We start from the raw sequence: 11,878 nt of genomic DNA on the forward strand, positions 1-11,878 counted from the left end.
TCCAACTCAAAGATAATTTGAGATCCGAAATTTACGCGCTTTTTTTACGCTTTCTTTTAACGTTTAGGACGCTAATGTGATTTAATATTTTTTTAAAGTAATTAAAATATTCCTTATTAATTTTGCCTTTGTAAAGACCTTCTATATTTGTAAATTTTTCACCATCATATATAAAAGTCCCATCAGCCTCTATTCGATAATTATAAATAGGACAAGTTCCATAACAACCACTACTTGTAACGATTATTGCATCAAATTTGTTTTGATAAACTTGTTGTGCTTTTTCTTTAACAAGCATAAAGTTTTCGAAGTAAATAGTATCATTTGTAAATTTCTTTATTTCACCATACTCGATATCTTGTTTTGTTAGTGTATTGTACCAATAAATAATGGAATCTTTAATAATGAATTTTGTCTTATAACCTAAATAATTATTTTTTTTTGTTTTTTTATTATAATTGTGAAATTGATTAGCGTCAAACAATGTATCATTTTGAAAAGTGTATAAAACATTAGGTTTGAAAAAAAAATCAGGAGGAGGTAAATCTTCATCTATCATAGTTTCTTCAGGATAATATTCTTTTATCCAATTTCCTTGTAAAGCATTATTAGCTTTACCATCAAAGGAATTGTGACAACTTGTGATAATTATTAATAGTAGAATATATTGGCTTAATTTATTCATTTTAAACTTTATTTAAATAAATATAGTGATTATTAAAAATAAAAAAAGCAACTTTTAATAAGTTGCTTTTATATATTAATGAGAATGTACATGCATTGAAACGGTTAAATAAGCGAGAATAAAACCGACTAAAATAGAACCAAACTTCTTCAAATTAAATTTATGTCCTTCATTACTTTCAAATAAGATTACTGTAGAAATGTGTAAAAATATTCCTGAAACAATTGCACTCATTTCCAAAGAATAATTAGAAATAATGGTATGTTTTCCTAAGAAATACCCCATTGGAGCAGCTAAAGCAAACAAGGTCATAAACAAAAAACGCTTTGCGTTAGATTCTGTATGTTGACATAATGCGCTAAACAAAATCATTGAAACTGGAATATTATGAACAAAAATTGCCCACATAAAATTGTGAGATTCTGCATTTGCAACAGGAATTCCTTCGATAATCGAGTGTAAAAATAATCCGCCAAAAATTCCGAAAGGAAATTGCTCTTTTTTGTGTAAATGAATATGTCCGTGTTCAACGCCTTTACTGATCGTTTCTAAAATATATTGTACAACAACACCTAATAAAACAAACAATCCAATAGAATGATGGCTATGATTTTCGGATGGATGTCCATAGACTTGTGGCAAAATTTCTAAAACGGTCATCGCCAAAAAATACGCACCACTAAAGGTTAGTAGCAGTTTTGAGTTGTGTTTATTTTTGAGTAATATTCGAGAAAATAAAACTCCTATTAACACACTTGAAATTAAGATTAAACTTTCTTTCATTTGTTTAAAACTAAAATTAAGCGGTCAGAAGTTTGTTCATCAAAAGCATCAAGATTATAATTTCCAAATACTTTATCTAAAATAAAACCTTCCGTTTCGTATATTTTTTTGAAATCGTTGAAATAAATTAAACGAACAAACTCTTCAAAATGAAATATTTCGCCTTTATCTGTGAAATCAATTTCTTTTTTGATAAAACCATTTTCGACAGATTTTGTGATTTTGAATAAAATTCCATCAATCAGCTTTTCCTCATAAGGAATCATTGTCGAAACTACTTTTTCTGCATTCAGATAATCTAAAACAAAGATTCCATGTGATTTTATTTGTTGTTTTACAGTTTCAAAAACTTTAAAATTATCTTCATAATTTTCAAAATAACCAAAACTTGTAAAAAGATTGAAAACCGCGTCAAATTCGTTTGGATGATAAACTTCGCGCATATCATGTTTTTCAAATTTTAAATATTCATTTTCAAATTGTTTAGCGTACTTGATACTTTCTTCAGATAAATCGATTCCCAAAACATCAAAACCTAATTTATTTAATGTAATAGCATGTCGTCCCTTTCCACAAGCTAAATCTAACACTTTTGCGTACTGTGGAAGTTGTAAATATTTCGTGATTTTTTGAATAAAATCTTCCGCTTCTGTTAAGCTTCTGTTCTTGTATAAAATATGATAATATGGCGAGTTAAACCATTTTACAAACCATTGTAAATCCATTGTTGTTATTATTGGCAATTTGAGCAAGTTCCTGTGATGACGCAATTGCAATCTTGCATCGAAAATCCTTCGGGTAAATTAATTTTTATTTCTTCTTTCAAACAAATAAGTTGATTACAAGTTGTGCAACGAAAATGAAAATGATCGTGGTGGTGGTGTGTATGTTCACAACAGGTTTTGCACATCGCAAAATAATTTACGCCGTCATCTCCCACAACTTTATGCATCATTCCGTCTTCGCAAAAATTATTCAGAATACGATAAATCGTTGCTCTGTCCATTTTTCCTTGCAATTGTGTTTCAATTTGTTCCTGATTTAATGCAGTCGTACACGAATTGAACAAATCAATAACCGCTTGTTTGGTTGGTGTATTTCGTCTTTTCATTTCTTAATGCAAATATGTTGCAATAATACAAATTTTATGGGAAATAAAAAATCCTATTCACTTTCGAATAGGATTTTTTTGTCTAGCTGAATTTATTTTCAGTTTCTTATTTTTTTATGTCTGATTCTGAAACGAATTTAGAATGACTTTTTGTTGAAATTAAATTTACTTAGAAATAGCCTCACATTTTTCTTTTAACCAAGTTGTTTCTTTCTCATCTAAGAATGGAGAAATTTTCTCGAAAACAAATTGATGATAATTATTCAACCATGCAATTTCTTCGTTTGTCATTAAATTAACATCAATCAAATTTTTCTCAATTGGGAAAACTGTAATAATCTCAAACTTCAAGAAATCACCAAATTGAGTTGACATCGCTGGTTGAACAATCATTAAATTCTCTATTCTAATTCCGTATTCACCATCGCGATACAAACCTGGCTCGTTAGAAAGTACCATTCCAGCTTTAAGTGGCGTTAAATTTTCTTCTAAACGAATACTTTGCGGCCCTTCGTGCACACATAAGAAATGACCAACACCGTGTCCAGTTCCGTGTCCGTAATTGAAACCGTTTTCCCAAAGCGCTTTACGCGACAAAACATCTAACAAAGAACCACGAGAATTAATAGGAAAAATAGCTTGCGATAAACCAATATTTCCTTTAAGAACTAAGGTATAATCTGTTTTTTGTTGTGTCGTTGGTTCTCCTAACATCAATGTACGCGTAATGTCTGTTGTTCCTTCCAAAAACTGAGCTCCAGAATCAATTAGCAACATTTCTTTTCGTCCTAATGTATAAGCAGTTTCAGGTGAAGCAGAGTAGTGGTTCATTGCACCGTGATCAGCGTATCCACAGATTGTTCCGAAACTTACACCTTTACAATTTTCCTGTTGTAAACGGAAAAATTTCAATTGCTCATCAACTGTAACTTCATTAATGTTATTTTCGATATTTTCTTCTAACCACATGAAAAATTTCGTCAATGCAACACCATCTTTTACCATTGCATTTCTGAAGCCTTCTTGTTCGATTTCGTTTTTAACAGATTTTAGATTTGTTACTGGAGAAGCAATTAAATTAATAGTTGAAGAAGTAGAAATTGCTTCGTATAACGATTGATTAACTCGATTTCCATCTACCAATACATGCGATTTTTCGTTTTGTTTCTTTAAATAATCGTAAACCGCTAAATAAGGTTGAATTGTAATTCCTTCATTTGCTAAAGCAGTTTTTGTTTCTGGAGTTACTTTTGCTTCATCTATAAATAAATACGCATTTTCTGTATCCACAGCGGCATATGAAATTGTCAATGGATTATAGTTAACATCATTTCCACGAATATTAAATAACCACGCAATTTCATCCAACGAATTCATGATATATACATTGGTATTTGCTTTTTTCATCTCATTGCGCACTTCCGAAATTTTTTCTGAAGCAGATTTTCCAGCAAATTTTACATCATAAATATAGAATGGATTCTCTGGTAAAGCAGGACGATCTTGCCAAGCTAAATCAATTAAATCAATATTTTTAACTGAAAGTTGATTGAATGAAAACTCGTTATAATTTTCTGCAAAAGCATTGTGCGCAAACATTTGCGGATTAAGACCAACAACTTCTCCTTCTTTTAATTGAGAAATAATCCATTCGTTGATAGAAGGAGTTTCTGGCATTCTCATTTTCATCAACTCAAAAGTCGTGTCTTTTAATTGATCTTCTGCCTGAATAAAATATCTCGAATCCGTCCAAACAGCCGCTTTTTCTAATGTTACAACTGCAGTTCCAGCCGATCCATTGAAACCTGAAATCCATGTACGCTCTTTCCAACGATTTGGTAAATATTCGCTTCCGTGCGGATCTGTTCCAGGAATAATTGTTGCGCTAACTCCATTTTGTTTCATAACCTCTCTCAAAGCTGAAAGACGATCTGTGATTTTTTCCATTTTATATCGAATTCTAAAAAATTAAACTTTAATAGCCGAAAGGTACGAAGAATGTCGATGAAGGAAAATATAGAAATTAAGAAATATTATTAAGATTATTATCTGGTTTCATCACGATGTTTTTCTGATAAAACAGGTTCTGCAAAAGCAATAAATTCATTTTCTTGTAATTCGATTAATTTATCAAAAACAGATTTATAATTTATTTTTAAAGGAATTTCTAGAACAAAGTATTTTTCATTCAGCGCTTCACTTTCACAATTCAAATTCTTGAAAATATTTCTAATATCATCTCTATTAATTTCATCATTCATTATTATAACTTGAACTGTCGAATTTCCAGAAAATTCAATTACTTTTCTAAAAGTCAAACATTCTTCATCGTTATCATATTCAGCAAATACTATATCGTCACTTGAAAAACATGGACCATAGAACGGAATATTTTCAATTTTATATAATCCTTTTTCTTTGTCTATGGTTTCTGTCCAAAGTGTTTCAACTATTTCTTCTTCTAAAACCTTACTATAATATCGAACCAATATTTTTTCATATTTAGTTTCTTGATCCATGAAATATTTTTTGTTAAGATATAAATTAGTTTAGAATATCGAAAAACAATTATTCCTTTCTCAATTTCCTTTATTTCCCGTACTTTTGTAAAAATTTTATTTCCTTGGAAAATTTCAGAATGATTGCGAAAACCTTTTTTGGTTTCGAAGAAATATTAGCGCAAGAATTAAAAGCGTTGGGTGCGGCAGATGTTAAAATTCAAAACCGAATGGTTGAATTTAATGGCGATTTAGGTTTTATGTACAAAGCAAATTATAGCTTGCGTACGGCACTTCGTATACAGAAGCCAATTCTTTCGTTTTCTGCGAAAAATGATCATCAATTGTACGAGAAATTCAAAAAATTCCATTGGGAAAATTATCTAAATGTCGATCAAACTTTTATGATTGATCCAACTGTTCATTCAGATTATTTTACGCATTCGCATTACGCAGCGCTTAAAGTGAAAGATGCTATTGTAGATCGATTCAAAGAAAAAAATGGTCGTCGTCCAAGCATTGATAAAGATTTTCCAGATGTACGTTTCAACTTACATATTTCACACGATAAAATTACGTTGTCGTTAGATTCTTCGGGAGAATCTTTGCACAAACGTGGTTATCGTGAAGAAACTGGTCCAGCTCCAATTAACGAGGTTTTAGCAGCAGGTTTGTTGTTGCAAGCAGGTTATGATGGAAAAGGAAATTACCTTGATCCAATGTGTGGTTCAGGAACAATGTTGATTGAAGCGGCGATGATTGCAAATAATATTCCGCCACAAATTCATCGTAAGCATTTTGCATTTCAGAACTGGCCAGATTATGACGAAACATTGTTTACACAAATTCGTAATACGCGTTTAAATCGAATCAAGGAATCAGAATATAAAATTGTAGGTTACGAAATTTCTCCAATGATGGTAAAAATCGCGCAGATGAATATAAAATCTGCTGATTTAGAAGATTTCATTGAAGTGAGAAATCAAGATTTCTTTACATCTAAAAAGGAATTGTTCCCAGTTTTATTGGTGTTCAATCCGCCTTATGATGAGCGTATTGAAAACAATAACCAAGAATTTTATAAACAAATTGGAGACACATTAAAATCGAGTTATCCAAATACATTGGCGTGGTTTATCACATCAGATTTACAAGCCAAAAAATATGTCGGTTTACGTCCTTCGAAAAAGGTAAAAGTGTTTAACGGTAAGTTAGAATGCGACTTTTTACAATACGAAATGTACGAAGGAAGTAAAAAAACTAAAAATCAAAATTAAAAGAAGTGAGTCAATTTATAAAAGAAATTTGTCAAGATCAAAAAGTATATCTTTTAACTTCTGAAGAAGGTTTTGCTATTTCGTATTCGGAAGAATTTGAGTACGAAGATGGCTCTAATTTAGAGGTAATTTGTTTTTGGTCGAATACAGATTTAGCTGAAAAAGCGAAACAAAATCAATGGGCAAATCATAAAATTGATTCGATAGATTTGAATACTTTTTTAGAAGAATGGTTGTTCGGAATGATTGAAGAAGTTTCTTTGGTTGGAATTAATTTTGACGAAACTTCGAAAGGAGAGGAGCAAAGTCCATTGGATACAATTTTGGCTATTGTTCATGAATTGAATCAATCAAAATCTACTTTCAAAACGAATCATTTTAAGGATTTGAACGAAATCCAGAAAGTAACTTTAGAATTGAAAGAATCATTCAATCAATAATTTATTTTGGAAAAAGAAGATTTAAAACTTTCGATAATTATTGCCGTTTATGAACGTCAAGATGAATTGACAGAATTATTGTCAAGTTTAACAAAACAAACGGATAAATCATTCGAAATTATTATTGTAGATGATGGTTCTAAAAATAAATTGGATGCGGTTTGTGCTAAATTTGAAACTCAATTAGATCTTCATTATTATTACAAAACAAATTCAGGACCAGGAAAATCAAGAAATTATGGAATGGAAAAAGCGAATGGAAATTATTTCATTTTCTTAGATTCTGACACGATTATTCCTTCGACTTATATTGAATCGGTTAAAAAAGAATTGACAACTAATTTTGTTGACGCTTTTGGCGGACCAGATGATGCAGATGACTCGTTTACAGATTTGCAAAAAGCAATTACTTTTTCGATGACTTCTTTCTTAACAACAGGAGGAATACGTGGAGGAAAAAAGCAAATTGGTAAATTTCAGCCACGTAGTTTTAATATGGGAATTTCTCGAAAAGCGTACAAAAAAACGGGTGGATTTGCTGATTTACGTGTTGGAGAAGATCCAGATTTATCAATGCGTTTGTGGGAAAATGATTTTGAAACGCGATTATTTCAAGATTCGAAAGTGATACATAAACGTAGAACTTCGTTAAAGAAATTTGCGAAACAAGTTTATCAATTTGGAGTTGCACGCCCAATTCTTAATCAACGTCATCCAAATTATATCAAACCAACTTTTTGGTTTCCAAGCTTATTTTTTGTCGGAACTTTAGTTGCATTTTTATTTTTATTGTTGAGTTTTATTCTTCCAAAACATCGATTTATTCTTCAAACCCCATTTGTTTTGTGGTTAATTTACATGTTTTTGATTTTTATTTTCTCAACTATTCGTTTTAAATCTGCGGTAGTTGGTTTATTATCGATTCAAACAACTTTAATTCAATTTTTCAATTATGGTTATGGATTTTTAGAAAGTCAATTCAGGTTGAATATTCTCAAACAGAATCCTAAAAAGGCTTTTCCGAGTCATTATCATATCGATTAAATATAAAAAATAAAGGTCAAGAGAAATCTTGACCTTCTTAATTTCAAAGCATTGCTTTGACATCTAACTTAAAATACTAATTAGCTCAAATTTAACATTTATTGTTGAAATTAAACTATAAATGACTTGTTATATTTTGTTAATCAATTCGTTAAAATATATTTATTAAATAGATTTCAAGTAGAATATCGTAATAATTGATTAATTTTCTAAAATAGTTAGTTGTTTAGAAATCTATTCTCTTTAAAGTTATTTAGGTTTAAAAATTTTTATTTTAGCTATTTATACTTGTTCCATTCAATCTTTTCGGTCAGTTCTCTCAAATATTTCGTAATTTTGCAGACTTAAATTAGAGTAATGCGTACAAAATCGACTGGAAAAAAGAAAATTAATGTAATTACGTTAGGATGTTCTAAAAATGTATACGATTCTGAGGTGTTAATGGGACAGCTGAAAGCCAATGGGAAAGAGGTTGTACATGAGCAATCTGGGGAAATTGTGGTGATTAATACTTGTGGTTTCATTGATAATGCAAAGGAGGAAAGTGTTGATACAATTTTAGATTACGTGCAACGTAAGGAAGATGGTTTGGTGGAAAAAGTTTTCGTGACAGGATGTTTGTCAGAGCGATACAAACCAGATTTAATTGAGCAAATTCCAAATGTTGACCAATATTTTGGTACGCGAGAATTACCACTTTTATTAAAAGCATTGGGTGCAGATTATAAGCACGAATTGGTTGGAGAACGTTTAACAACAACTCCTCGTCATTATGCATATCTTAAAATTGCTGAAGGTTGTGATCGTCCTTGTTCTTTCTGTGCAATTCCTTTGATGCGTGGAGGAAATGTTTCTCGTCCAATCGAAGATTTAGTTACAGAAGCTACTAAATTGGCAAAAAATGGAACAAAAGAGTTAATTTTGATTGCACAAGATTTAACGTATTATGGTTTAGATATCTATAAAAAACGTGAATTAGCATCATTATTAAAAGAATTAGTTAAGATTGAAGGTATCGAATGGATTCGTTTACATTATGCATTTCCAGCTGGTTTTCCAGAAGATGTTTTGGATGTAATTCGTGAAGAACCTAAAGTTTGTAATTATATTGATATTCCGTTACAACATATTTCAACAAAATTATTAAAATCAATGCGTCGTGGTACAACACACGAAAAAACGAATGCTTTGTTAGACGCAATGCGTACAAAAGTTCCTGATATGGCGATTCGTACAACATTGATTTGTGGATATCCAGGCGAAACAGAAGAAGATTTTCAGGAAATGAAAGCTTGGGTACAAGAGCAAAAATTTGATCGTTTGGGATGTTTTACTTATTCTCACGAAGAAAATACGCATGCCTATAATTTAGAAGATGATGTACCAGAGGAAGTAAAACAACAACGTGTTGAAGAAATTATGGAAATTCAATCTCAAATTTCGTATGATTTGAATCAAGAAAAAATTGGAAAACAATTTAGAGTAATGATTGATCGTAAGGAAGGTGATAACTTTATTGGACGTACAGAATATGATTCGCCAGACGTTGATAACGAAGTTTTGATTTCTGCAATTGATACCTATTTACCAGTTGGTGATTTTGTAAATGTAGAGATTATTGAAGCGTACGAATTCGATTTAATTTGTAAAGTGATTGATTAATCAATTCGAGATATAATAAAAAACCACTTCAAATAAAGTGGTTTTTTTATGCTTAATTTTTTTCTTTATTTTTTCAATATTTCATCAAAAAATTCTTTCGAATCGTTATCAAACGTAGGTTTTTGTAACAATAATTGGGAGATTTTTACAATTTTATCAAAATCTTGTTGCGTAAAATATTCACCAAAATGTTCATTGCAAAAATCACCTAAATTTCCTAAAACGATATTCACTTCTTCTTCGCTCAACTCACCTTTTTGTTTCCAACGTTCACGGAACAAACTTGCAGCTAAATAAGAAGAAATATCGATCAAATCATCTATCGAAATATTAGATCCGTTTTTCAATTTTGCCATAATCAACGTATCCATATCGCGATAAATTACTTCTCGTATTGTCAAATCTTTATTTTCCATTCTTTGTATTCTTTCGCAAAATTAGAGATTAAAATTTGGATCTACTTGAAATTTCATCAATTCTTTCGTCTTCGGATGCGTAAATTCTAAGGATTCGGCATGTAAATGCAAACGATTTGTTTTCGTACCATATAAATCATCACCAATAATTGGTGCATTTAGTCCCAAACGATGCGAAGCATGCATGCGCAACTGATGTGTACGACCGGTAATTGGATAAAAATAGACAAGCGTTTTATTGTCTTTTCTTGCAATGACTTCATACTTTGTCTGCGCCGTTTTTCCATGTTCATAACAAACCATTTGTCTCGGTCTATCGTCCAAATCCACACGTAAAGGTAAATCTATAAAACCATTATCGCGCTCAATATTTCCATCTAAAAGTGCAATGTAGCGTTTCTGAACTTTACGTTTAATGAATTGTTGTTGAAGAAGTTTATGACTTTCTTTATTTAACGCCAAAACAAGAATTCCAGAAGTTGACATATCCAAACGATGAACAATAATTGGACCTGTTGCCAATGGAAATTGATGTTTAATTCTAAGATAAACCGAATCTTTAATCTCAATTCCAGGAACAGAAAGAAACTCTTCTGGTTTATTGATGACAACCAAATCATTATCTTGATATAAAATTTCTAACTCTTCAACAGTTGAATTTTGCTTCAACAATAAGTTTTCATTCAGTTCAATTCCTTGCAACATATGTCCTAAAATAGGCTCACATTTTCCTGTACAAGCTGGATAAAATTGACCATGTTTTCTAACCTCAGATTTTGGCGAATCTCCCCACCAAAACTCAGCCATACAAATTGGTTCTAAATCATTTTGAAACGCATATTGCAATAATTTGGGTGCAGCACATTCACCAGCAGCAGCAGGAGGTTGTTGAAATACAGTTGTTGAAAAAATTTCTAATAATCCTTTTTCTTGCTTAAACTTATTCAAGAATTGATATTGATTAAACAATTGATTTTGAAGTAAATTAGATTTTATTTTTCGTTCTTCTTTTAATGAATTGATTTCATTCTTAAAAACATTTATTTTGCTTAATAAAATCTGTTTTTCAGAATCAAGTTTTTCATTTAGAATTCTAAATTCATATTTATCACGTAAACTTTGTTTGACTAAATCTTCTTCAAAAAATTGAATTTCATCTTGAGATAAAGTTGGAGAAATTGTTTCTCGTTGATATTTTCGGTCTTTTTTATTTGATTTTAAAAGTTGTTTTCCTTCTTCAATTTTTAACTTAGAATTGATTTCAAATTGAATAAAATCTTCTTTAAGTTGTAGATAGTTTTGATCATTTTCTAATGATTCTAAAATACGATTGATTTCATTCAAACGTTCTTCTTGTTCTAAGAAAAAACCATTTTTATTCAACATATCAAAAATAGGTGGAACAAAAAATTTGTGTTGATTAGTATTAGCCAATTTACCTGAAACTGCCGCTAAATATCCTACTTCATTCTTTTGATTTCGAACAACTAAAACACCAAACATTTTACCAATTGGAGTGGAAGATTGGTCATTTTCTAAACCAAAATTATGTTCAAAATCGGTTTGATTTTCCAAGTATTCTTGTAGCTCTCTACATGCTTGCTTCGCAATTTCAGTAGGTTCATAATAAAATGGATAATCAAACTTTTTGGGAAGTTCGTACGTAGTAATTGGATGTTTAAAATATTGAAAATAATTGGACATTTGCTTCTTTAAAATCGATGCAAAGATACAGTTTAAGCAATAAATTTTGAAATTGTATTACTCAATTCGTTCCAATAAATACCAATTATCTTTCAATTTTTTAGATATTTTATATTCATTTTGAAATTCATAACGATTTTTACTCTCTGGACTTTTAGTGTAAAATAATTTATTATAGTTAACCCGTTGTGCATATTAAATAATTTGAGTTTTTAGATTATTAATATTTCGATTAAAGTATGTTTTATTAATGTACTG

At 30.4% G+C, this 11,878-nt stretch carries 12 protein-coding genes; 4 read left to right on the forward strand and 8 right to left on the reverse strand.

Going from position 1 to position 11,878, the window contains the following annotated elements:
• Positions 1 to 31: 31 nt before the first annotated feature.
• From HXZ69_RS14400 to HXZ69_RS14425, 6 genes are all read right to left on the reverse strand, one after another.
• A complete protein-coding gene (locus tag HXZ69_RS14400; RefSeq protein ID WP_286496374.1) occupies positions 32 to 685 on the reverse strand; it encodes a DUF6438 domain-containing protein in 654 nt (217 codons plus the stop codon).
• Between the two features lie 75 nt (positions 686 to 760).
• Positions 761 to 1,468 (reverse strand): ZIP family metal transporter, encoded by a 708-nt coding sequence (locus tag HXZ69_RS14405; RefSeq protein ID WP_221855878.1) that lies wholly within the window; start codon positions 1,466 to 1,468, stop codon positions 761 to 763.
• The gene (locus HXZ69_RS14410; protein WP_312067342.1) at positions 1,465 to 2,211 is read right to left on the reverse strand and encodes a class I SAM-dependent methyltransferase; all 747 of its coding nucleotides are present in this window, start codon (positions 2,209 to 2,211) and stop codon (positions 1,465 to 1,467) included. The genes HXZ69_RS14405 and HXZ69_RS14410 overlap by 4 nt, the downstream gene beginning before the upstream one ends.
• Entirely contained in the window at positions 2,202 to 2,579 is a 378-nt protein-coding gene (locus tag HXZ69_RS14415; RefSeq protein WP_221855881.1) for a Fur family transcriptional regulator, read from the reverse strand. The genes HXZ69_RS14410 and HXZ69_RS14415 overlap by 10 nt, the downstream gene beginning before the upstream one ends.
• A 165-nt stretch (positions 2,580 to 2,744) precedes the next feature.
• Positions 2,745 to 4,526, reverse strand: a complete 1,782-nt coding sequence (locus HXZ69_RS14420) for an aminopeptidase P family protein (protein WP_286496375.1) — start codon at positions 4,524 to 4,526, stop codon at positions 2,745 to 2,747.
• 98 nt (positions 4,527 to 4,624) lie between these two features.
• A complete protein-coding gene (locus tag HXZ69_RS14425) occupies positions 4,625 to 5,098 on the reverse strand; it encodes a DUF4265 domain-containing protein (protein ID WP_038331503.1) in 474 nt (157 codons plus the stop codon).
• A 98-nt stretch (positions 5,099 to 5,196) separates the two neighbouring features.
• Here HXZ69_RS14425 and HXZ69_RS14430 point away from each other — a divergent pair, with 98 nt between their 5' ends.
• The 4 genes from HXZ69_RS14430 to rimO all read left to right on the forward strand — a co-directional run bounded on the left by HXZ69_RS14430 (position 5,197) and on the right by rimO (position 9,500).
• A complete protein-coding gene (locus tag HXZ69_RS14430) occupies positions 5,197 to 6,354 on the forward strand; it encodes a THUMP domain-containing class I SAM-dependent RNA methyltransferase (RefSeq protein ID WP_221855924.1) in 1,158 nt (385 codons plus the stop codon).
• A 5-nt stretch (positions 6,355 to 6,359) separates the two neighbouring features.
• Positions 6,360 to 6,794 (forward strand): DUF2750 domain-containing protein, encoded by a 435-nt coding sequence (locus HXZ69_RS14435; RefSeq protein WP_221855886.1) that lies wholly within the window; start codon positions 6,360 to 6,362, stop codon positions 6,792 to 6,794.
• A 6-nt stretch (positions 6,795 to 6,800) separates the two neighbouring features.
• The gene (locus HXZ69_RS14440) at positions 6,801 to 7,838 is read left to right on the forward strand and encodes a glycosyltransferase family 2 protein (protein ID WP_221855888.1); all 1,038 of its coding nucleotides are present in this window, start codon (positions 6,801 to 6,803) and stop codon (positions 7,836 to 7,838) included.
• 357 nt (positions 7,839 to 8,195) lie between these two features.
• Positions 8,196 to 9,500: a 30S ribosomal protein S12 methylthiotransferase RimO gene (gene rimO, locus HXZ69_RS14445; RefSeq protein ID WP_286496376.1), complete on the forward strand. Its 1,305-nt coding sequence runs from the start codon at positions 8,196 to 8,198 to the stop codon at positions 9,498 to 9,500.
• A 65-nt stretch (positions 9,501 to 9,565) separates the two neighbouring features.
• On the opposite strand, the gene HXZ69_RS14450 is transcribed toward rimO, so the two are convergent.
• On the reverse strand, positions 9,566 to 9,916 hold the full coding sequence (locus tag HXZ69_RS14450; RefSeq protein ID WP_219035247.1) for a hypothetical protein: 351 nt from the start codon (positions 9,914 to 9,916) through the stop codon (positions 9,566 to 9,568).
• Between the two features lie 21 nt (positions 9,917 to 9,937).
• Entirely contained in the window at positions 9,938 to 11,620 is a 1,683-nt protein-coding gene (locus HXZ69_RS14455; RefSeq protein ID WP_286496377.1) for an RluA family pseudouridine synthase, read from the reverse strand.
• Positions 11,621 to 11,878 lie beyond the last annotated feature (258 nt).

The organism is Empedobacter sp. R132-2, from assembly GCF_030324375.1.
Taxonomy (GTDB): Bacteria; Bacteroidota; Bacteroidia; order Flavobacteriales; family Weeksellaceae; genus Empedobacter; species Empedobacter falsenii_B.